The following is a 24,265-nucleotide window of genomic DNA, read 5'->3' as shown; positions in this document are numbered from 1 at the left end:
GCGGTCCGACGATTGTCGCTTCTGTTCTGCAAACGCTCATCCATGTTATTAATTATGAAATGGACCTGAAAGACGCCATAGAAGAACCACGGATCTTCAATGGTACCGGTCCCTTAATCTGGTGGGAAGAAGGCATCCCTGAAGAAGCTAAACAAGTGTTAGAAAAGATGAATTATCAATTTGATCAGATTGCTCTGCCAATGGGCAACGTTCAGGCTGTACTGTTTGACCATCAGTCTAGTCAATTGTACGGAGCGAGCGATTCTTCAAGGCCCGGCATCCCTGTAGGCGTCAATCAATCCGAAGCTCATTAAATCAAAAAAGCGGTCCAACGTTACTATTAAACGTTAGGCCGCTTTTATGTATAGTCAATCTCCGCGTAAGCCTTGAGATCCCTATTTCACAGATCTCCTTATTTCTAACCGCTCTTCCAATCTTTCCTCTATTTCTTTCATTGCTGTCGGATTTCTTAACAACTCACTTTTATTTTCTTTTACAAGCTCAGCAAATGATTTTCTTTGTCTTTTTCTCATAGTGTATGTCTTCCCTTCTTTTCAATCGTCATTATGACTATGTTACCCATAAACAAACATTCCTATACTAAATTTTCAAATAACTATGATAATTAAATGCGGCAGCTGCAAATTTTTTAGGAAAAAGCAATTATGAGGCACGAGATAAAACATGGCTCTAAAGGGAAAAATGTGCATAATTTTGTCATTAGGCATATAAAAAATAAGCTGGACGCAGATTTCTCCACGTCCAGCTATAATAAAATTATGAAAGAGATGTAGCTAATTGTTCTTTTAAATTCTCTACAAAGTGCTGAGCTTCAATGGCTGCCACACACCCGTCACCAGTAGCTGTGACGACCTGGCGAACGGCATCTTTGCGGATATCACCAATTGCATAAATGCCCGGAATAGCTGTTTTCATTCGGTCATCAGTAATAATCCACCCTTCTTCATCCGTGATTTTTAAATCTCTCACAAATTCAGATACAGGATTCATGCCGATATATTCAAATACTCCATCTGCCGGGAATGTAGTTACTTCACCCGTTTCAGTATTTTCCAGCAGAACAGCGTTTACTTTGTTTTCTCCAACAATTTCATTTACTACCGTGTTATAAACAACGTCAATCTTGTCATTTTTAAGCATGCGGTCGACTAAAATCGGCTGGGCTCTAAAGCGGTCCCGGCGATGCAGGACAGTCACTTTTTTAGCGAATTTCGTTAAGAAGACGGACTCTTCTACTGCTGAATCTCCCCCGCCTACAACGACAAGCTCTTTGTTTCTAAAAAATGCCCCATCACAGACTGCACACCATGAGACACCGCGACCCGAAAATTCCTCTTCACCAGGGATGCCCAACTTTTTATATTTAGTGCCTGTAGCGATAATGACCGCCCGTGCTTTATATGTTTGATTATCACTATGAACGACTTTTACATCCCCTTCATCTACAATATCCTTCACATTAGCCTGTTCATATTCTGCTCCAAACTTCAAAGCATGTTCAAACATGTTCTGTGCTAAATCTGGTCCAGCTATATGAGAATAACTAGGGAAATTCTCAATCTCCTCTGTATTTTGGAGCTGGCCGCCAGGTACTCCACGCTCAATCAGCAGCGTTTTCAAATTGGCTCTTGATGTATATACAGCCGCGGTCATGCCGCCTGGACCTGCTCCAATAATGATTACGTCATAAATTTTCTCACTCATCTTTCATACCCCTCTTTCCTCGGAAAATAAATCGTTTTGATGCCCGTTATAGATATTTAGAGATTAGGTCTTTCAACTTATCTTCTGGAGAAAAACCTAAACTTTGCTTAGCTACTGAACCGTTTTTAAAAATTAAAATAGTTGGAACGCTCATAATGTTAAACTTCTCGGCAAGCATGCCATTTTCGTCAATATTCACATCTCCAAATGAGACATTTTCCATGCTAGTGGAAAGACTATCTAAAACTGGTGCAATCATTTTGCAAGGCCCGCACCACGGAGCACCGAACTTAATAACAGCTACTTCATTAGAAGAAACAACCTCATCAAAATTAGATTCGTTAACAACCATTACCTTAGACATAAATTTTCCTCCTTGATTACTATTTTCATAGGGAAGCTGCCGGATATAAATAGTACGGACAGCTTTTATTCGTGCAAACCATTCATTTTCTTATCAGACTACGAGTTTGCTGACCACAAACTGTCTGCTTGTAATACTACAGAACATGCAATGTTTCATTGACATCACAGTTGCTGTTGTTATGTACAGAGTTTTCTCTGGATTAATAATGAACAAGCCACAGAGCGTAATGCCTTGTTTTTTGTCAACCATATAGTTTATATCGGCGGCTAAAAGAATCATTCAATCCGCTAATCCATTATCTTTATGGTCTTTCTAGCAAGGTAAACAGGTCGGCACCCTTCGCTCCTCCTGTAGTCTCTCTTGCTGCTTTTTATATTCTGGACTTGCTTTTCTAGTTTAATTTTTGCTATTTTGCTCCCCTTTTCTTTGTTATGTTACTTGATCTCGCGTTTCATATTATCACAAATGTAAAATGATATTCAATATGTTTTTATATTAATTTTAATTTAATAGTTATTTTTTATCTAATTTTCTTCAGCCAAAGCCATTTCCTATGTAAAACCTTTTAACTGCGGGCCTCTCTTCCCTCTTTCCCTATTTATTGTACAGAGCTGTTCCTGCTTTGTTTGTGAAGTCCCCTTTTCAAGGAAGCGATAAGCGCACAATAAGAACGTTGCTATGACTGGAATAAAGACTTTTCTGCCTATAGTCCTTTTCTTTATAGATACATCATAGAAGAAGACAAGCTTCACCTTCCGCATCGTACAACCGCTTCTCCCCCTGCCTCTATAAATTCTGATCCAAACGTTAGATATCCAATTTCTTTGATGGATGCCAATGGCAGACTGACTCCTTACAATGAGAATTTCTTGTCTCAATGATAATTTCACTGGCTGATAAAGTATGAGACATTTTATCAACTGCTGAATCAACCCCATTAGGAGGACCTGTGTACTAATGGACTGCCAAACAAACTTTTATACATTTAACACCATTTCACTCTTATTTTTTACAACAGAGTGACAGACATTAAATGCTATCGCTCTAGAAGGGTGGGCAATTAATTTCCTTTAAATGTAGCTTTCTTTTCATCTACACTGCCTACTTTTAAAAAAACCGATAGGGTGTTATCGTTCTCAGGAAGGGCAAAGAAAGACTATTTTAACGTTGTGAATGCAGTTTCTGACGTTAAAAAGATAAATAAATAAGGCCATGAATCTTTTAATCGTGATGATTTGTTGCGAAGCAAAATGATAGCAGGAACAACAGAAGATAATCTATGGGCAAAGTAGCTGCATGCATCAAATAAGTAAACTTATCAGTCAGTGAATAAACAATGTCTTGTGTACTTCCCTCATCCAGTTTTTATTAACCTGTGCCGTTACAATTTCACCATTCCTCTTGCATGCCTAATGATTGAATAGCATGGTCAGCCGCCGTTTTAAACAACTTATTTTCTCATGACGCAAATAGGACGAGCGAGGTTAAGAATAATATATACATAATAAATCAAAAAGGACCGGCAGATTTGCCGGTCCCTATCAAAAAGCTTCTTATTATGCTTTAATGTCTTGTAGCTTGCCGCGAAGCACCATTTGCAGGATGCCTCCGTTGCGATAGTAATCCACTTCTACATCAGAATCAAAGCGAACAAGAGCTTGGAATTGCTTCTTGCTGCCATCTTCATCAATAGCTGTCACTGTCACAACGTCACGTGGCTTCACATCGTCGTTTAAATCTACTTCAAAGACTTCTTTACCAGTCAAACCTAAAGTCGTAGCGTTTTCTCCAAGTTTGAATTGAAGTGGAAGCACGCCCATCATGACAAGGTTTGAACGGTGAATACGCTCATAGCTTTCCGCGATAACTGTTTTCACGCCAAGAAGGTTTGTACCTTTCGCTGCCCAGTCACGGGATGAACCCATACCATAATCTTTACCAGCAAGAACAACAAGGCCTGTGCCATCTTCTTGATATTTCATGCAAGCATCATAAATTGGCATAATTTCGCCTGTTGGCCAGTAAGTTGTAAAGCCGCCCTCTGTTCCAGGAGCCACTTGGTTACGAATACGGATGTTAGCGAATGTTCCGCGCATCATCACTTCGTGGTTACCACGGCGTGAACCATAAGAGTTAAAGTCACGTGGCTCTACCCCTTTTGAACGCAAGTATTTACCAGCAGGTGTATCTTTGCCGATTGCGCCAGCAGGTGAAATGTGGTCAGTTGTCACTGAGTCACCGAATTTACCCATTACACGCAAGCCCTTAAGTGCTTCAATCTTCTCAGGAACTGCAGACAATCCTTCAAAGAATGGCGGGTTTTGAATGTAAGTGGAATCGTTATTCCAGCTGTAAAGAGCCTCGTTGCTTGTTTGAATTTGATTCCAGCGTGAGTTGCTGTCAAATACACGCTCGTATTCTTTACGGAACAACTCTGGTGTTACCGCACGCTGTACGACTTCTTTTACTTCTTCCGTCTCTGGCCAAATGTCTTTGAAGAAGACATCTTTGCCATCTTTATCTTTACCGATTGGATCTTTAGCAAAGTCAATGTTAACCGTTCCAGCAAGCGCATAAGCTACAACCAATGGTGGTGAAGCCAGATAGTTTGCTTTTACAAGCGGATGGATACGGCCTTCAAAGTTCCGGTTACCGGAAAGCACAGATGTGACTAAAAGATCTGAATCGATGATTGCTTTTTCAATTTCTTCTTTTAATGGACCGGAGTTACCGATACAAGTTGTACAGCCATAGCCTACAAGGTTAAAGCCAAGTTTCTCCATGTAGCCCATCAAGCCAGCATCTTGTAAGTAACCAGTAACAACTTTTGATCCTGGAGCTAATGATGTTTTCACATACTTCGGCACTTCTAGACCGAGTTCGACCGCTTTTTTCGCCACTAAGCCTGCAGCAAGCAGTACGTATGGGTTAGATGTGTTCGTACAAGATGTGATCGCAGCGATTGCCACAGCGCCTGTTTTCATTTCAGCTGTTTCGCCGTCAGCGAATTTAACTGTCGCTGTCTTATCTAACTCTTCAGGAGTCAAACCAAAGCCTTGGTTGCCTTCTGGCGCACTGATTGCTCCTTGGAAAGATTTTTGCATGCTGGAAAGCGGAATCAAATCTTGTGGACGTTTTGGACCAGACAAGTTTGGTTCGATTTCAGCAAGGTCTAATTCCACTACATCTGTGTAGACAGGATCTTCTCTGTCAGGAGTGAAGAACATATCATTTTCTTTTAAATATTGCTCTACTACTCTGATATGGCTTTCTTCGCGGCCTGTTAGACGCATATAGTCAAGGGACTCTGCATCCACTGGGAAGAAACCACAAGTTGCTCCGTATTCAGGTGCCATATTGGCAATCGTTGCACGGTCTGCAAGCGGAAGTTGAGATACACCAGGACCAAAGAATTCAACAAATTTGCCAACTACGCCCTTTGTACGCAACACTTGTGTTACTTTAAGCGCTAAGTCAGTTGCAGTTGCTCCATTTGGAAGCTCACCGATTAATTTAACCCCGATAACTTCAGGCACAGGGAAATAAGACGGCTGTCCAAGCATACCTGCTTCTGCTTCAATACCGCCGACACCCCAACCGAGAACACCGATACCATTGATCATTGTTGTATGGGAGTCTGTTCCAACAAGCGTATCTGGATAAGCTTCAAATTCGCCATTTGGAGTTTCTACCGCATGGACAACACTCGCTAAATATTCAAGGTTTACTTGGTGAACGATACCAGTAGCTGGTGGAACAGCACGATAGTTATCGAATGCTTTTTGTGCCCAGCTTAAGAATTCATAACGTTCGGCATTGCGTTCAAACTCAAGCTCCATATTTCTTTCAAGTGCTTCAGGTGTACCATATGTGTCTACCTGTACAGAGTGGTCAATAACAAGGTCAACCGGAATTTCTGGATTAATAACATCCGGATTGCCTCCCATATCTGCCATCGCTTTGCGCAATGAAGCAAGGTCAACTACAACTGGAACCCCAGTAAAGTCTTGTAAGATAACACGTGAAGGCTTAAATGGAACTTCAGCATCTTTTAAGTCTGCCGCTCCCCATTTAGCCAGATTTTCTACGTGGTCTTTTTTAATAACATAGCCATCATGCTGGCGCAGTACAGATTCTAATAATACTTTGATCGAATATGGCAGGCGGGATACTTTCGCCACACCCGCTTCCTCTAGAGCAGCTAAACGGTAATAATTATAACGCTTACCATCGAGCTCAAAATTTGAACGGGCATTGAATACATCATTGTTTGCCATCCCGATTCCCCCTCTTTTCATAAATATGTAAGCATAGCTGAAAGTGTAATAAAGATGACTCTCTGCTTTTCATACTATTTCATCATAATACAATCACTAACATAAGTAAATAACGATAATCGAATTGAGTTCAATAAGTATTTCTTATAATAAAAGCGGTTATTTAAAAAACGAATTTTTCTTTTTCCCTCGTAAAATATCACCCATCCAGCCTTTCTTCAATAAGTATACATACAAAGCTAGCGTCGTAAGAGCAATCACCGCCCAGGAAAAAATATAACCAAGCTTCCAATCAAGCTCCGGCATATTTTTAAAGTTCATTCCCCAAATAGCCCCCCATGCAGCTACAGGTGTAAAAAGCGTTGTCAGCACAGTCAGGGTTTTCATAATTTCATTTCCCCGGTGGGTAGAAACTGTGTTCTCTAACTCCACCATGGCTTTCAATTCTTTATCATATTCATTAATTAACATATAAGCACGTTCTATCCGCTTTGATGCTCTCTTAAAATGAAACCCTTTGGACACATCATCGCCAAAAGTTTCTTCAATTCCGTATTTTATTTCCATTATAGGAATAATCAAATTTTGCCATACGAGAAGTTCGTGACGGCTTTTGGCTGTTTGATCGAGGATTTCTATATTATTCTTTTCCCTAATTTTCCAAAGCAAATCTCTTAAACGAATTTCAAACACGTCAATTTTTTCAAGGAAATGATTAATGAGTTCCCCCATCATAATCATAAATCCTTCTACCGGACATTCGGCCTCATCCATCTTTTTTCTCATTACATCCTCATCTACATTTTCAAGAATGGACAAATCTAAATCATCCGTAAATAAATGTTTTTTTGTTAAGTAGAAGTGAAAAATTCGTTTGCCTTCCTTTTCTTCAACATCTTGAAAATAGACAAGCGAACCCCATAGGGCTTCCTTTCCTCTTTCACTTGTGTCTACTCTCAAGATACTAGATACATTTCTTTTGGTTTCTTCTGCCCATTTTTTATATGAATGATATTGTTCAGCGTATTTAGCCGCCTCATCCATTTGAGACTGCATGAGCTCATACCAGGACCATTGTCCATTATTAAAGGTATGCTCCATCTTCACTCCTCCTATAACTGATGCCTGCATTTTTTAATACCCTGCCTATAAGAAAAGAAAACGGCGTATAAGTAAAAAAATCTGCTTTTTTGAAGGCCACGTGTAAATAACCTGTGGGTTTTAATTTGCCCAAGTTTGGGTAATTATAATGCAAGAAGCAATACTAGCTTTTAAAAATATAAGAAAAGCTTAAAAGGCTCAAGTTGTAAGGAGGAATTCTGTTATGTTTGGAAGAAATACAGAAAAAAGTCAAGGCGGCGTCGGGGCAGGGTTAGGTTATATGCTTATTGGAGCAGGAGCTGCAGCCTGGTGGCTTTCCAAAGAGGAAAATCGCAACAAATTCGACAGCCTGGTCAATACCGCGAAAGAAAAGATGAATATGGACGTCCAGCCTTCTACCGAAGAATTCCCTGTTTTAAAAGCCGGACATCCTCATCCTGACGATATTGCTGACAACAAAATGGTATCTGAAGGATCGCAATTCGGAGTGAAATATTACAACGAGAAAGAACAACAATAAATTTGGAAAAGACGGTGCTTGCTGCGCCGTCTTTTATTATTTGTCTTCTATTATTATATTCACTTTACTTTCCTGGCGGCTATTCTTAACTACTTCCTTAACTGCTCTTGTCCCCTTTTGTTCTTCCTCCGGTGATTATAAAAATGCGGTTGATAGGCTATTTTCATTGAGGCAAAGCGATGCGCACAGATCGGCTTCAAGCATAGAATTGCAGGTAAGAAATGACTTAATTACCCTTACCGATAGATCTCTCGCAAGAAAAGCGATACAGTGCATGAAATAAAAATACTTTCTGAAAAGCCCACCAAATTGTGAAAGAGAAGAAGGATTTGTGAGAAAGTAAGTAGAAATCATTTCTTTCAAAGTAAAGATGCGGTAAATATCTAAGGAGTTATGTCATAAGGAAATAATAAGAAACAAAGGGGAAACTTAAATAATAGTATTGGAGGAGAAGGATATGCAACAGGTCATTGAAAGTATAAATCACTGGTTAATCAAGGTTCCAGAAGTGTTCAGTCATTTTTCAGAAGCAGAAGCGGCGCGACGACCTATGCCTAACAAATGGTCAAAAAAAGAGATACTAGGCCATTTATGCGATTCAGCCATTAATAATCTTGGAAGATTTATCAGCATTCAATATGAAAAGCAGCCCTTTCGCCTTACGCCCTATAACCAGAATCAATGGGTGGAGCTTCAGGACTATCAACATATAACAAGTGAAGAGATCGTACACCTATGGTGCAGCTTAAATAAAAAAATAATAAAAGTGATCGATCGGATACCTGACGAAAAATTAGCGTACCAATGCGACATAGGCAATAACGAACTTAAGACCCTTGAATGGCTCATTCAAGACTATCTTGAACATATGGAACACCATTTAAAAAACCAGATTTTCAATTAGAAGATTTGCACTTATCATTCAACCACTCTCTGTAACCCCGTTCCAAAATCAGAACGGGGTTACAGAGGGTTTAGAATTCAACCACCTTGTTATCATTGAACCAATCACTTTTTCTACTATAAATTATCCACATTAAACTAGGCACCTTTTTAAGGCAGTTAAGCTTGAAGTCCATTGCGTTAAATGAACTATATCCCGGGAAATAGGAGCAGTGCTTAAATCAGTAAACAACGGGGGTTCTCCTCCCGCTATGACACTTTATCTCCTTCAAAAAATTCTTGCACCGAACCGGAAAATGTCCTTATGCCAGTAAATGTCTTATCATTCTTCATTTCCTCGTTAATGCACATAATCAGACTTCTTAGCCTTTCCTGCTCCTCTCCTTGCATTTGAAACTTCATTTCATATCGGTAGACCTCTGTCTCTTCTTGCTTTTGTGCAATGATTCCGAACAATTCAAATGTGGTGGCTCCAAGTGCAAATGTAATTTTCAAAATAATGTCCTGGCGCTCAGGCAAATTAATCTGTGATAAAAACGAAAGCCCGTCTCCTCCAATATTAGTAATAAGAATCCCTGAATAACCCATTTTCACTTCCCTGTCTCTAATTTTTGTAATAGACATGGCTGCAATCATTGGATTAGAAAAATTCACACGCTTTCTATGACTTGCTAGACGATTTTCTGCTTTAGCCTGTTTGTTCATGCCAATGTAAGGATCAGCCAGCATCTGTTCGAACACTTCGTTCTTGACCGGTGGGCTGAATAAGAACCCCTGAATAAAGTGGCAGTTTCGCTTACGAAGAAAGTCAAACTGCCATTCTGTTTCTACCCCTTCAGCGACTACTTTTATCCCCAGCTCGTCCGAAAGTGCTACTACACTGGAAACAATACTTTCAATCCGTCTGTTTTTTCCGATCTCTTTAACAAATGAACGGTCCATCTTCAGCACATCAATTTCAAAAGTAGATAAATAAGAAAGAGACGATTGACATGTACCAAAGTCATCTAACGAGAAAGTAAACCCATATGCTTGAAGATTGGCTATGGCCGCCTTAACTACTTCTTCATGCTGAATCATTGTTCGCTCAGTAATTTCAAACTCAATATAGCTCGGGTGGATACCTGCGTCTTTTACAGCCTTGATGGCACTATCAACAAAATCCACTTTCATCAGCCGTTTGTAAGAAACATTTACTGATATAGGGACTATCTTTAACCCTTTTTTCTCCCATTCTTTTATTTGAGAACAAACTTGTTTGATCACCCAATCGCCAATTGTCAATATATAGCCACTTTCTTCTGCCAAAGGGATAAACTCTCCAGGAGAGACAATTCCCCATTCAGGGTGCTTCCAGCGAATTAATGCTTCGGCCCCGACAACCTGCCTGTTTGAGAATCAACTTTAGGCTGATATTCCAAATAAAATTCATTGTTTTTTAAGGCGTTGCGCAATCCTTTTTCAAGTGAATATTGCTTAAATGTTTCAATATTCATAGTAGGTGTGTATACGTAATAATCATTTCTTCCGGCTTCCTTTGCCCGATACATGGCCACATCTGCATTTTTTAGCAATGTTAATATATTTTCTCCATCGAATGGGGCATAAGTAATACCAATGCTTGTTGTTACATACAATTCATAGTCATCGATCAAAAATGGCTCGTCGAATATGTCTAAGATTTTATGAGCCAACGCAAGGCTAGCGTCCACTCCAGTAATATTTTCGATAAAAATTCCAAATTCGTCTCCGCCTAGTCTTGCAAGATAGCCCTGCTTTTCGCAGATGACTGACAGACGCTGAGATACTTCGATGAGCAGCCTGTCTCCAATCGCATGCCCAAGCGCATCGTTAATGTTTTTAAACCGGTCCAGGTCAAGGAAGAAAAGAGAAAGCATTTGTTTGTTCTTTGTCGCCCGCTCTAGTGCTGCCGATAGCTCATTTTCAAATTTTCTTCTGTTCGGCAAATCCGTTAAAAAGTCTTGGTTAGCTATGTTTTTTAAATTTTCTTCGTACTCTTTTCGCTGGCTAATCTCTGAAATAATTCCCTCAAGGCGGATAAGCTGGCCTTTTTCATCAATCGTTGGAATAGAACGATCCTCAATCCACTTTATTTCGCCAGATGAATGAATAATTCGGTATTCAAGATGTGATTTTTGACCAGCCGCGAGTTTGACTTGAGCTTCTTCGACCATTTTTCTGTCTTCAGGGTGAATCGCCTTTTTCCAGTAGTCTATATCTTCTGAAAATTGTTCCGGAGACACACCGTAAATATTCTGCACAGCATTTGAACAAAAAAGCAGTTTGTTATGTGTAACATCCTCTGACCAAACAGCCGCATCGATCGCTTGTAATATATTCTTCGTCTGCATTTGTTGCTCCCAGATCGTCTGTTCCTTTTTCTTCTTTTCTGTCACATCCCAAATTACACCCGTTAAGTAGTTTACTTTTCCTTTATCATCAACAAATACATCTGCTTTTACAAAACAAGTGCGAACCTCCCCTCCCATTTTGATTATCCGCACTTCCACTTCATAGCCGATGCCGTCTTGCAAAGCTCCGCTAAGTAACTCATCAAACTTATCCTGATCATCTATATGAATAGCATTACAAAATTTACTAACTGTTGGAATAAAAGACGGTCGATCTTCCACTCCTAAAATTGTGTATACTTGATCACTCCAAAATAATTTATCCTCCTGAGGGTTATAGTCCCAACTTCCAACCGCCGCGATTTTCTGTGCTCTAGTCAGATGATCTTTAAGGTTGGCTGCTTCATTGTTATCACGGAAGAAACCAACTACTCCCTGCATTGTATTTTCGACGATAAATGGAGTAAACATGACCTGAATATGAAAAGGCGTATTATTTTTTGTCATTCTTATAGCCGTATATTGAGTGGTTTCACCTTTTAATGCCTTTTTAAAGCTTCGAAGGACTCTTTTTGAATGTTGTTCGTCAACATACCGAAAAAAATCATCCCGTAAATCTGCAAGGTTATAATTTAAAAGCTCGGCAGTTTTTTCATTGCAGTCAATTACTCTGCCGTCACTGTCAAGCAACACAATACCGTCCGGATGCTGGTTAAATAACATTTGATAAATGTTACTCTCCATAGATGCCAGTGACTCAGAAGACGTCTCCTCTAATGAAAGCCTTGGATGGCCAGTGGTAGTTAATTTCGACAGCCATTTCTTCATTTTCAATTATATCGCCCCTTCCTGTAGTCTTTATTGCCATTATTTAGAGATGGTTTAGATTGCTGAATCAACTGATTAAACGGAGCTTCTTGTTTAAATAATTGATCATCTTCGACAGCTGATGTCGCTTCCTCGATGCATTTAGGGGCAGCCTCCTTGATAGGAGGACCGTATGAGGATGAATGAAAACAAAAATTACAAATAGCAGAGTGATAAAAGACAAAATCCAAAACTACTTCTTCAAAAATTTAAATCTATGGAAAAAATTTCACCAAAATCTCCTGTTCATACTTAGTTTCTATTTTATAATTTTAACAAAAAAAGACAGTTAATTGCAAAATAAGACTTTAAATTGTCTATATATTCTATTATATTTTTCAGACATAAAGAGAGTTGTTTAAACATCATAAAAGAGCTCATTAGATTGACTATAAAAAGAGAGAGCTTTGGCTCTCTCTTTTTATAGTCAATGATCTATCATATTATCCTGAAAGATTTGAAATTTATTTCTTCCCTTTTCTTTTGCCTGATATAGTGCTAAATCAGCCTGCTTAAGTAGCATTTCATAAGTTAATCTATATGGAGGAAAAAAAGCGATTCCTATACTCGATGTGGTCTTAAAACGATATTCATCGAATTCCCAGTCCTTTTGTAGAGACTCTATAATCCGCTCAGCCTTGTCAATCGCTTCTTCTTTTCCCCATAAATCTGGCGATAGAACAATAAATTCATCGCCTCCGAGTCTAGCAAGCATATCTTTCCCATCCAAGCAATTTCCCACACGTTCAGCAAACCCTTTGAGCAGCCGATCTCCAATGTCGTGCCCCATTGTATCATTGATCAGTTTAAAGTGATCCAAATCAAGCATCATGACAGAAAACATAGACTGTGTCTCTTTCGCCCGTTTTACTTCTTTTTTTAATCTATTATAGAATTGTGCTCGATTTGGCTTTCCTGTCAAAAAGTCATATAGGGCCAGCTGTTTTAGTTTTTCCTCATACTTCTTTCTCTCCGTAATTTCTCTGGCTACAAATATAATGTGTTCAACTTCTTTTTTATCGTTGATAATCGGTGTACCGATTGTATGAAGCCAAATAAGATCACCTTTTGCATTCATTCTTCTAAACTCTATTGATTGAGGTTCCTGACTGCAAACAATTTTTCTTATAGTATGATCAAATAGTTGGGTGTCTTCTGGATACATAAGCTCTAAAATAGATTTGTTTAAAGTATCAACTGGCTCTATCCCAAGAATGGTTAAATGAGAAGGCGAGGTGTAAATTACTGTTCCTTTCGCATCAGTGACTTTAACTAAATCAGATGAATATTCTGTAATGATACGATATCTCTCTTTGCTGTCTTCTAATTTTTGAATATCTTCATCTGTTCCGTAACATCCTTATAAACAGCCACTCCTCCATCCCAATTTCCATCATGATCATAAATAGGTGAATAGGAAGCTAACACATGAATGATCTGTCCATTCTTTGCTATACGCCGCACTTCATGGGAGAGGACAATTTGTCCATTCTTTAATGCTTCAATGATCTGCTCTAATTCCACTCTATCATGCTTCGGAACAATGCTGATTGTTGGGTCATTCAATAGTTCCTCACTCTTCCAGCCAAATAAATGCTCAAATGCCGGATTTACACTAACAAAGCTCGTAGATGCATTAAATGTATAGATAACATCAGCCGTATGATTCCAAATCAATTCCATGCGTTCACTTACACGCTTTAATTCTTGTTCTTTCTCTTTTTGCTCTGTTATATCGCGAACAATCGCCAATAGATGTGTACACTTTCCCTGATCATCAAATAGAGGGGTAACCGTTGATTCAAAATATCCTTTTCTATCTTTATTAATTGATTGACTTTTCCGATTATTATTAAAAGGCCAATTAAGCTCTTCTTCATAAGTAATTGGAACTTTTTTCTTAATAGCTTCCTTATACTTCTCAGTAACTAATGCCAAGGTCTCGGGCGGCAAAAATTCATCTAATGCGTGTCCGTAAGCTGTCTCATCTAGACCAATTAACCGGTTCGCTACAGCATTTGCAAATAAGTATCGAAAATCCTTACCTTGATTGACTTGAACTAAAAACACTAAATCTGACATGCTATTAAAAATATGAATAAATAAATCAAAGTGGTTTACTAGCTCGTATGTGAACCCATTTTTGAGCATTTTTCTTCCTCTCTTTTTGGCCCGATTTGTACAACCATATACTACTAAATATAATGATTGCTAGAAAGAACATATAAATGTATAAATAAGATATTTGGCATCCCAGGCGGAATATAGTATTCATCATTTCCAACGTTTCTTTCTAATGAAAAAGAGTGCTTTTGCACTCTTCAAAAACTGGATAAGTCTAACCCGTAAAACAGACAATAAGTAGCTGTTCTTCTCTAGTATTTATCGTACCTTTTTATAAAAGATAATAGAGGAAAGCCTTCTCAAAAACAACTGATTTTTTTCTAAATAAACACTGATGGAATTGGAGGAACCGCTATTTACTGTTTCTATCCAATGTCTGGATCATATTATATATTTAATAACATAGACTGCAGTAAAATACACCTTAATGCCATCAAAGACGGCCTGAATGAACCATTCTTCTGAACACTTCATGTGCACTTTGATAAACAAGTGGAAACCAGACTGTTCATCCATAATGAATACACTTTGCTTGAATTCATCTTTGAATGCGGATATTAAAAATTACATTTTTATACACCAGGCACATGCGCTTAACACGGCCATTTTATCCTCTTTCTTCCATGAATTTAACCATTGTGAGCTGGCTAAGGAACGGGGAATATAACGATTAAGATGTTCTCCCTTTTCTAGCCATAGATACAATAAGCACCAAAACATTGAGTTGTCCTTTCTTACTTATTCAATAAAAAACAGCCCAATGAAGTGAATTGAGCTGTTCTAAACGTTAAGGAAAATTGGGTGTTATTTATTGAACTCCATTTTCCAACTAAAGTATTCATTGTTCTGATTTTTTTCGTAACGCAAATTTGCATCAAATTTATTGCCTTTTTTGCTTGTTAATCCTTTTACTGTCACCACTCCGTTTTTCAAAAGTGTTTTTACCATCGTTTTAGTCGGCTTCTTCTTCATGGAAGCTAAAAACTTATCGTTTTTCCAAATAACAAACTTACAGCCGCTTTTCCAATTGCTGCAGCCAAAGCCTTTCTGTCCTTCAATGATCGCGTGCCCACATAAAGGACACTTTCCAAGCACTTCAGCTTGTTTTTTCTCTTTAGATACCTCATTGATGACGACTTCCTGGTCACTTTTTATTTTTTCAACGGCTTTCGAAGTGAATTCAGTAATTACATGCAGGAAAGATTCTTTGGTGAATTTTTGTTTTTCAATATCTGATAATGTTTTTTCTAGCCGTCCGGTAAATTCCAAATCAAATAATTCCTTCACCGGGAACGTTTCTACCAGCTTTCTGCCAAGTTCGGTACATATTAAGTCCCTATTTCGAGTCGTTATATATCCAATATCTGTTAATTTCTTAATTGTTTCAGCCCTCGTTGCTGGAGTTCCAATACTATAACCACTTAAGATCGAAACAAGCATTTCTTCACTCTCTTCTCCCCCGCTTCCTTTCCCGCAGGTTTCCATTACTCTAAGTAATGTCTTTTCTATATGAGGCTTCGGAGGTTTTGTCACATGAGACGATACGTTTTGCTTCATTATATTTACGTGATCATTGATCGTAACAGCCGGCAACAGTGTATCTTTCGATTCGATTTTCTCAAGCTTTTTCCACCCAACAACTGTCTGGACTTTTCCTTTAGAAATAAACACACCTTTTATCTCATTAACATTCGCTTTAGTCGTGATTTTCGTTTCTTCGTATTCCGCTATCGGCATAAACTGAATGATAAAGCGATTTTTAATGGCCGTGTAAACCATCTCTTCGTCCTTCGTTAACGATTTAGGTACTACATAAGTGGGGATAATGGCGCTATGACTCTCCACTTTAGCATTATTAAATATTCGTTTCGTTTTCTGGAATTTGATTTCCTCTTCAAAAGGCAGCCCCTTTTTTAAAACATCCAGCACTTTAGCTGCTTTGCCGACAAGGCTTTCTTCTAAAGCAACACTCGCTGTTCGAGGGTACGTAATCAATTTTTTCTCATAGAGGGACTGGGCTACTTTCAATACTTTGTCGGATGTCCAACCTTTATATTTGCTCGTAATGTATCCTTGTAAGTTGGAAAGATTAAATAAATAAGGAGGGAACTCCTTTTTTCGTTCTACCTTCTTGTCAATAATAGTTCCGTTCTGATTAGCGAGAATTTGTTCAATTAATTCAAGGGGTTCCTTACTTTTAAATTTTTCCTGCCCCTCTTCGAAATAAGTCCCCTCATACTCTGCTTCATTCTTTGTTTTAAACGTAGCCGTTAACTTATAGTAGTCTTCCGGCACGAAATTCTCGATCTCTTTATCCCGGTCATAAATAATCTTTAAAGTTGGCAGCAATACCCTTCCGATATTTAACGCCTGGCCTCTTCCCTTTTGGTACTTTAATGTAGCAACTGAAGTTAAATTGATGCCAATCAGCCAGTCTGCCCACTGGCGGCTCAAGCCGGCATCTTGAAGAGGTTTCATTTCACTGTTTGGTTTAATATTTTGGAGACCCTTTAATACTTCCTCAGGGGTCCACTCGTTCAATAACAATCTGTATACCTTTTTCTGGGACTTAAGATTATAGATAATGGTGTCACCAATAATTTGACCCTCACGGTCATAGTCACAAGCAGACACTATAGTCTCCACGTCATTTCGTTTAATCAAAGAATAGATAATCTTTAGTTGTTTCTTTGCTCCAAGGTCCTCTTTGTCCCTATTACGCGGATCGCTCTTTACTTTGTAACGAAAACTCGAAGGGATAAAAGGAAAGTTTTCCATGCTCCACTTTTTCAACTTTTCGTCATAATCTTTTGCATCGTACAGCTGTAATAAATGCCCAAAAGCCCAGGTGATGATATAGCCATTGCCCTCAAAATAACCATCTTTTTTTGTTCTTATTTTTAAAGCATCGGCAATATTTTTAGCTACAGATGGCTTTTCTGCAATAATAACCTTCATTCTGTTAAACTCCCTAATCAGTGTAATGTAAAATATTATATCTCTTTCCCTTTATAGTTTAAAGAAATGATTCTTTAGAATTTCGAATGAGTAATAAAACTACGGTTAGAGGGAATGAAACGAGTTTAAAAGTTATTGAGAGTTGTTCATGCACAATAACTTTTCATGATAAATCTTTTCCCCTTGTCTACTGTTCATTATCTTTTATAGTAATATTTATAACGTCATATAAACTATTATAGAATTACCACCCACTCCTATAAAGAAAAAAAGTTTTAATATTGAAAACTATGGTTTTTGAGAGAAACAAAAAAAGGTACAATTGTCACCTCTTCAAAAAATGCACCTATTAGCGCTTAATAAAAATATTTATTTTTTCAATCAAGTCAGTAAAATTTATTTACCGAATCAAGTTTCATTAAGAACATGCTATCCATATAAACATTTAAGTCTACATGTGCTTCAAAAAATTCTACGACTGCCCATATTTTTTGAAATCTAAAACCGTGCTCATGTATTTCATCACGACCTATTATCTAATTAAACTTCCCCGTTACCTATTTTCTTGCTGGGAATAACTGTCCTTTATATTTTGGATGTTTAATTTTAATATCGGGTATTGGAACTCCCGTATTGTCTAATAAATGAAGATTACCATCGTCTTTCATTAAAAAACTTGATACCGCATCGGCATCTGGATAGTAAAGTTTCTCAATACCTATATTAAAACGTCGAAGCTGCCGGGCAAGTACATAACCGAATTCTTTAAAATTTGTTTCTCGAAAATATTCTCCAGCAAAAGAGTTCATATTTGATAATATGTGAGAGTTATTTTTACTATTAATAAGGATATAACTAGGAGCAACTTGTAGTAGAGCTCGTTGGTAAAAAATCTTAGCTATTAGTTCACTAAACTGGATTGAATGTAACCTATGTTCTTTGAAAGGAGTTATATAATCATTTAAAGACTCTGCAATTATTCCGTCTTCTCCTATACAACAAATAATACCAATTTCTCCAATTTGTATAGCTAGTTGACTTCTCATATGGTCGTCTGTGAAAAAGAAATCATATTTTCTATCATTGTCTGCATGTAAGTGGAGTTTAAAGGTGAATAACGAAAATACTTCACTTGAAAATTTGGTACTAATCCTAGTTGATTGTAAAAACTCATGCAACATTTTAAACTTCGATAATTGTTCAGGGGATACTATAGTTCCTTTAGCGGGATCCTTAAAGTCAACTACTAAAGATAGATTTTTAAAAAGTAATCCATAGTATAATTTTACTAACCAGATAAAAATAGTCCACTTGTCTAATTTAGTTAATTCCTGATAGGAAATCGATGCCTTTTCGATTTCTTTCTCTATGTTACCAAGTGCTACATTATTACACTCTTGGCAACAAGGAATTTTTAATTGTCTATATGGAATACTAGTTCCGTTTAACAAAGTAAGCCTTTGGTTCCAAAGGTCATGTCTATGTTGCAACCATGTAGGTATAACATGTTCATCTGTTTTATTCTCTTTTGTAAGTTCTATTCCACAAAGAAAGCAATGTTTATAATCCAATGTCATATTTTTGAAAGGTTCGTGCTCAAATATCAAAATTGAAACCTCCTGTACTAAAAATAACCTTAGGAATATTATCCCGAATATGCGTTCGGAATGTCTACTTATCTTTACTTAAAATGTTAGATTATTTAATATCGCTATCATAAGAGTTATTCTTATTATGCTGACCCGCTCTTTAGCGCAATAAGAAAAAAGGTACCGCAGCTCTCTTCGTTGTTCAATCATAGTACCCTTTGCTATAAGTATATTTCTTCACAATCTTTATCCCCTAAAATTTATTGAAACCTGTATCGCTTGTAAAAGTTAGATTATACGCATAGTTGAGCGACTAATAAATCCTCTTTCGTCACCTATATAAAATAAAACCCAGGTAATTAAATAATTTCTGGGTTTTATTTTATATATTATTTTATACAGGTTGAACATCCCTACCTGCACCAATAAACACATACTCAATATCCCATCCTGCATCTCTCAATTCGTCTTCGTGCTTACTTATCGTTTCCTCTCTAACTGCTATACAGAGTAAATGGGTAGGTCTCGTCATTCCAACATATGCCATCCTTAAATTTTGCAAAGTTCTAGTTGCCTTAGTATCAGTGTGCCTGCCTTTTAAATAATTTATAATACGTTTAATATCAAAATCATGATAAAAGGTTTCCAGATAAAGAGTTGCTGTATGCGTTTCTCCTTTAACAGAATGTATAGATGAGACTTCCACATTAACTTCATTCCCACTTTCATTATAAGTGAAAATATTTGTTTGTATTTGGTGTGCCTCAGTTAATCCTTCTATCTCATTTATAAAAAAAGATTCTAATATATTCATATTCCCCCAATTAAAAAATCTTCGTAGATCTGTTGTAATGAAAGATTTAACTTCCGAGATTATATCCTCATCATTATGAATTTTCAAACACCACGCTGCCAGCTTTAATAATAATTCCTCATAAATCTTTTTGTTATTTTTCTGAAGATGGTTTAAAAACGAAAGCTCCGTATAATACTTCCCATCAATCTTTTCTCCCATTTCACGCAGCGCCTTCAAAATTCCTCTCAATATCTTTTTTCTATATAAATCGCTACCAGATCTTTCAACATCCTCTGATGATTCCTTCATTAAATAAGTTTTTAAGTAATCAAAGTCAATCTTCTTTTTGATTACTTTATTAAAAGAATCGCAATAGCTTGTTATTCCTAACTTTTCCTGATGCTCAGTCACCCACCCTACTGCTTTAAACACTTTCTTATCTAAGTAATGTAACTCGTTTTTAATTATAATTCTTGAAAAATGAGCCAGTACATTTCCAATACTTTCTGAGTTGAATACAAGAAGACAAGGACGTATATTTGGTATAGTAGGATTCCCAATCAATTCCTGAGGACTGACACATATATTCTGAACAATAGACGCAATCGCATTTGAAAATCGCTTACTATCCGATATTTGAAGGCATGATTCGTTATCTATATCCCAAGAGCCAGCAACATTAGATTGATCATATATTGATTGGTTAAGATCACCTATTCTTTGAACAATAACGGACTCATCAAAGAGACAATCTAGCAGCTCTTTTTGATGAGTCATTGTATCTTGCATCTCATCAATAAAGACATAAGAAAAACACTTTGAAAAAATATTTTTAATTTCTGGGTGTACTGTTATATACTTATAAGCTAAAAAATAGGCATCATCGTAACACAATACTCCATCTTCCATTATACTTTCTTTTAATCTTTTTAGTGCTATATAACTGTCACTCTGTTGATTCTTATATACCTTATTTCCATATAAATTTTTAAGTAGAATAGGCTCACGCAAATCAAATCGAATGCTTGTTATATCTAAGCCTTGCCTTTCTATACCAAATCGCAAATTTCTCGGTATAAGTTCATAATACTTTTTTCTAATAACCTCATTATATATCTCATCATCTATTCTGATTGGTCTTTTTCCGTAAAAATGTATGTATGAAGGAATAGCCAAAAATTGATTAACAAACGACTGTATGGTACTACAATTATTGGGATAATCAAATAGATCCTGTCCGTAATCTCCTAATCTATGTTTAATCTCATTAATAGCAACATTTGTATGTGTTAAAACACAAATCCCACTATTATCTTTCAAAGGTAATTTGCGACTTAAAATGGCGAGTTTAGCTAACAATGTCGTTGTTTTTCCACTTCCAGGACAGGCTTTAATATCTGTAGAGCTTAGGGATTTAATAATTTCTCTACGTTCATCATCGAAAACCTCTCCCGTATTTAGTAATAATTTCTCTGCATATAAAATATCTTCATTCGTGATTTCTAACACTATGATTCAACTCCGTCTGAGGCATAGTTAATAGCTTGTACAATATATTGTATTTGATGGTCTTCTAAAATTCTTTCCTTAATCTCTTCTCTATTCTCTATTTTTTTTGTCTTAAGAGATCAGCAAGACACTGAGCTGTTATTGCTTTTGAAATCCTTTTTTCCAACATTAGGTCGTTATAAATATAAAAAGCTCTTTCCTCATTTGTGTGCCCTTGTTCATCCCACTCTTTACATATCTCATCTACTCTATTATCAACCTCTTGTATTTTTTCCGAAGTTAAACCAATCACATCGCTGTTTTCAATCTTTTGAGCTCTTAGAACTGCTATCAACAATTCTTTTTGCAATGTACCTAATGCGATATCATATTCTAATGTCCATTCTGGAGATATATATAATTTTACACTTTGGCCTTCAATTTTCTCCTTCCTTTCCTGCCTTCTTTGTTCTATGGGTTTTTCTATTTCCAAATCTTCCTTAGTTCTTGCATCCGAATCCTTCCTTTTATAAATATCCGGCTTAATATCATTATCCGTAATTGTGGAAACAGGAATCTTTAGTAGTCCCAACTCTATTTCTTTTCTTTTGAAAATTCTAGAATATCTTAAAAAAGCTGTATTACCTACATTAACTATAGTTACACCAAACCGAGACAACGGCTTTTCAATAATATCTGCAATCGTAGGCAATAATAAATTCTCAGCGTCACCTTCAACAAGAATAACACCTTGAGCAAAGAATAAATTTGCTTTAGTTGAATCTAAAAATCGTTCTAAAAATAGATAATCTCCTTTATTCAATTCTGTATAATTATGGCCCATAGGAAAAGCTCTACCATCTTTACAGATAATTAAGTTCTCCAGGTTTATCTTTGATGCTAGATCTGTACTATGGGTCGTCATAATTAATTGTAAATTAGAGTTTCTCACTTCTTCTTGAAGAAAATCAATCAGCCTAATTTGTGCTTGAACATGTAGATGTGCTTCAATTTCTTCTACTAACGCCAACTTTAAACCTTGATATGAATCTCTCTTCAACAGCAATAGTTCTGTTGCAATAAAAAGCAAGTTATGAGAACCTAATCCTGACTTACTCTCTGTCAAGTCTAAATTCAATCTTTCAAGAATACTTTTTAGTTTTAGTTTTGCAATGGTGAAGTTCGAACTTAGACTCCCTTTATTACCACTAAACTCTCCTAAGTATTTATTAACTTGTTCTAAAAGCTTTTTTCCTTCTTGGTCTACTAAAGGTGTATCATCAATATCTAATCCATTAAAATATTTTTTTATTTTTTCATTTGCTTCCTTAATTACATCATATATATAGTGTTCTTCTTCTCTGTCTCTAAATGCATCATGACTTTCTAATATTTGCGCTAATCTAGAATTCCTCTTAGGGGACATTTCTTTTTCTGCATCTCGCAGTGGTTTAAGATAAGTAGCTCTCAATAGATTTCTAGTTTCCCCATTGAGCAACTTTCCTTCCGCATCCGGACCAGCTTTAATATCATAGTATACATTGTTACCTTGTCTTTTAGCAGTTAAAAATACCTTAAGATAATACTCATATCTACCTTGATGGTTTTTCTCCATTCCTAACCACTCTAAAAAATTTTTAGCTTCCAAGTCACTAATGTTTCTAAAAATGCATTCTATGCGTAATTCTGTTGCTCTCTCTTTTTCGTCTGTTCTATCAATAGGCAAATGAAAATCTTCATTTTCAATTCTTATATTTTCATAGCTTTGTGTAAGTATGGTATATTTTATTGCATCAATTATTGCAGTTTTCCCGGAATTGTTTTCACCAACTAGTAAATTTAACCCGTGGTTAAATTTTAAAATCAGTCCGGGATTTCCATCCTTGGCTTCACCAAATTTTCTAAAATTCCAAATCTTTAATTCAGATAAGTACATTAACTTACTCCTTTTTAACTGAGATATATCGAGAAAAACTCTCTTTAGCTATTCCAGCACTGTTACCTAGTATAGAAAATATCCAAACTTTCTTTTAGATGTAATATCTCCATCTGCATTATAGTAACTTTTCTTGAGAGGAAAATTACACTCTTAATGTTAATTATAGGAAAAAAACCAGGAAAATGATATAATTTTTCAAATCTTAAATAGAGAAGGTGTTATATTAGTATGAGACATAAAGACATCCCCGACAAACTTTCGCCGCCGGAACATTTTATGGAGATTGAAAATTATGATGTTAGATTAGCAGTATTAAAAATGGATGATTTTCTTGAAACCCTAGGTGATGCTAGTATGTCATTACTATATTCAGATAAAGCCGAACATGAAAACGCCGAACAGCAGGAATTAAACATTATAAGAAGGGTCCATATTAGACACGCACTTATTGATTTTAATAATTGCTTTGATATATTGCTTCAAATTCCTTGGTTTTACTATCGAGCATGGAATGAATTTAATAAGGGATACAGCCTGTATAAACCTAGGCGTGACGGAAACCTAAAGCAAGTCATTAGGAATACAGATGGTTGGGTCGAAACTGCTGAAGGAAACTGTATTTATGCTAGAGTTAGAGAATTCCTGGAAAGTCGTTCAGAACAAGAAATAATAGATTTTAAAGATAAATTAGAAACATTTAATACAACCTTTAGATTTAATAAAAATAAAAAAGTTGTAACGAGAGAAATTGTTAATCAAATTAAACATAAAAACAGCCTAAAGATTGCGGAAATGATTCCAGCTTATAACGTAAATTTTGAAATAAATGGAGTAAATACAAATCTAGAAAAATTGAAAGAAAGTAATCTTTACTTAGAGATTAAGAGAGAATTTTATGAAGAGGATACAAAACAAAACCTAGGAGAAATAATCCTGAACTTTAAAGATGGTTTAGCCATAGATATAAATTATAACTCAGGAGAAAAATTCAGGGCTCAAGATTACCTTAAATCAGAATTAGTTTATACTTTTGATGAACTTTACGACGAATTAGTTGATTATAAAGATGCTATCATTGATTTGTATTATGAACTATATGACTTAATTGAGCCAAATCTGGTGTTAAATCCTGCTTTCAATGGAACTGTAAACAAAGGAGCAAGCAAGTCGATTAATTTAGATAAATATTTTAAAGCTTAAAAACAGATGCATTACTAAAGAACATGGGGGTAAAAAGAA

Annotated in this window: 17 protein-coding genes; 4 read left to right on the top strand and 13 right to left on the bottom strand. The window is 36.5% G+C overall.

The genetic code is table 11. The features are described 5' to 3' along the window. Positions 1-314, top strand: a 314-nt coding sequence (locus tag CJ483_RS22240) for a gamma-glutamyltransferase (RefSeq protein ID WP_182917140.1), incomplete at its 5' end; no start/stop codon positions are given. 81 nt (positions 315-395) lie between these two features. Here CJ483_RS22240 and CJ483_RS22235 read toward each other — a convergent pair. The 5 genes from CJ483_RS22235 to CJ483_RS22210 all read right to left on the bottom strand — a co-directional run bounded on the left by CJ483_RS22235 (position 396) and on the right by CJ483_RS22210 (position 7,470). Then, positions 396-533 carry an FbpB family small basic protein gene (locus tag CJ483_RS22235; protein WP_120037708.1) on the bottom strand — a complete coding sequence of 46 codons (138 nt, stop codon included), beginning with the start codon at positions 531-533 and terminating at the stop codon, positions 396-398. A 244-nt stretch (positions 534-777) separates the two neighbouring features. Then, the gene (trxB, locus tag CJ483_RS22230) at positions 778-1,725 is read right to left on the bottom strand and encodes a thioredoxin-disulfide reductase (protein WP_120037706.1); all 948 of its coding nucleotides are present in this window, start codon (positions 1,723-1,725) and stop codon (positions 778-780) included. 46 nt (positions 1,726-1,771) lie between these two features. Beyond that, positions 1,772-2,089: a thioredoxin gene (trxA, locus tag CJ483_RS22225; RefSeq protein WP_120037703.1), complete on the bottom strand. Its 318-nt coding sequence runs from the start codon at positions 2,087-2,089 to the stop codon at positions 1,772-1,774. Between the two features lie 1,559 nt (positions 2,090-3,648). Beyond that, positions 3,649-6,369, bottom strand: a complete 2,721-nt coding sequence (acnA, locus tag CJ483_RS22215; RefSeq protein ID WP_120037699.1) for an aconitate hydratase AcnA — start codon at positions 6,367-6,369, stop codon at positions 3,649-3,651. A gap of 159 nt (positions 6,370-6,528) precedes the next feature. Then, positions 6,529-7,470: a magnesium transporter CorA family protein gene (locus CJ483_RS22210; protein ID WP_182917139.1), complete on the bottom strand. Its 942-nt coding sequence runs from the start codon at positions 7,468-7,470 to the stop codon at positions 6,529-6,531. Positions 7,471-7,693: 223 nt separating this feature from the next. Here CJ483_RS22210 and CJ483_RS22205 point away from each other — a divergent pair, with 223 nt between their 5' ends. Together CJ483_RS22205 and CJ483_RS22200 are read left to right on the top strand one after the other, a co-directional pair. Continuing rightward, positions 7,694-7,990, top strand: a complete 297-nt coding sequence (locus CJ483_RS22205; RefSeq protein ID WP_120037695.1) for a hypothetical protein — start codon at positions 7,694-7,696, stop codon at positions 7,988-7,990. A 457-nt stretch (positions 7,991-8,447) separates the two neighbouring features. Continuing rightward, positions 8,448-8,894: a DinB family protein gene (locus tag CJ483_RS22200; protein WP_120037694.1), complete on the top strand. Its 447-nt coding sequence runs from the start codon at positions 8,448-8,450 to the stop codon at positions 8,892-8,894. Between the two features lie 248 nt (positions 8,895-9,142). On the opposite strand, the gene CJ483_RS22195 is transcribed toward CJ483_RS22200, so the two are convergent. From CJ483_RS22195 to CJ483_RS22160, 8 genes are all read right to left on the bottom strand, one after another. Then, positions 9,143-10,228 carry an EAL domain-containing protein gene (locus CJ483_RS22195; protein WP_259455831.1) on the bottom strand — a complete coding sequence of 362 codons (1,086 nt, stop codon included), beginning with the start codon at positions 10,226-10,228 and terminating at the stop codon, positions 9,143-9,145. A 26-nt stretch (positions 10,229-10,254) separates the two neighbouring features. After that, positions 10,255-12,093 carry a sensor domain-containing diguanylate cyclase gene (locus tag CJ483_RS22190; protein WP_259455830.1) on the bottom strand — a complete coding sequence of 613 codons (1,839 nt, stop codon included), beginning with the start codon at positions 12,091-12,093 and terminating at the stop codon, positions 10,255-10,257. 466 nt (positions 12,094-12,559) lie between these two features. Continuing rightward, positions 12,560-13,468 (bottom strand): diguanylate cyclase domain-containing protein, encoded by a 909-nt coding sequence (locus CJ483_RS22185; protein ID WP_120037687.1) that lies wholly within the window; start codon positions 13,466-13,468, stop codon positions 12,560-12,562. Further along, positions 13,456-14,283 (bottom strand): PAS domain-containing protein, encoded by an 828-nt coding sequence (locus tag CJ483_RS22180; protein WP_120037685.1) that lies wholly within the window; start codon positions 14,281-14,283, stop codon positions 13,456-13,458. Before CJ483_RS22180 ends, CJ483_RS22185 begins: the two co-directional genes overlap by 13 nt. Before the next feature lie 777 nt (positions 14,284-15,060). After that, the gene (locus tag CJ483_RS22175; RefSeq protein WP_120037683.1) at positions 15,061-17,214 is read right to left on the bottom strand and encodes a type IA DNA topoisomerase; all 2,154 of its coding nucleotides are present in this window, start codon (positions 17,212-17,214) and stop codon (positions 15,061-15,063) included. 557 nt (positions 17,215-17,771) lie between these two features. Beyond that, complete coding sequence (locus CJ483_RS22170) at positions 17,772-18,821, bottom strand: hypothetical protein (RefSeq protein WP_120037681.1); 1,050 nt, start codon at positions 18,819-18,821, stop codon at positions 17,772-17,774. Between the two features lie 376 nt (positions 18,822-19,197). Then, positions 19,198-21,108, bottom strand: a complete 1,911-nt coding sequence (locus CJ483_RS22165; RefSeq protein ID WP_182917137.1) for a UvrD-helicase domain-containing protein — start codon at positions 21,106-21,108, stop codon at positions 19,198-19,200. A 97-nt stretch (positions 21,109-21,205) separates the two neighbouring features. Continuing rightward, the gene (locus CJ483_RS22160) at positions 21,206-23,023 is read right to left on the bottom strand and encodes an ATP-dependent nuclease (protein WP_120037677.1); all 1,818 of its coding nucleotides are present in this window, start codon (positions 23,021-23,023) and stop codon (positions 21,206-21,208) included. Between the two features lie 231 nt (positions 23,024-23,254). Here CJ483_RS22160 and CJ483_RS22155 point away from each other — a divergent pair, with 231 nt between their 5' ends. Next, on the top strand, positions 23,255-24,226 hold the full coding sequence (locus tag CJ483_RS22155) for a hypothetical protein (protein ID WP_120037675.1): 972 nt from the start codon (positions 23,255-23,257) through the stop codon (positions 24,224-24,226). Positions 24,227-24,265: the final 39 nt, after the last annotated feature.

Source organism: Bacillus sp. PK3_68, from assembly GCF_003600835.1.
Lineage (GTDB): Bacteria > Bacillota > Bacilli > Bacillales > Domibacillaceae > Pseudobacillus.
Note: the sequence above shows the minus strand (reverse complement) of the source record. Positions and strands in the feature narration are given on the sequence as shown.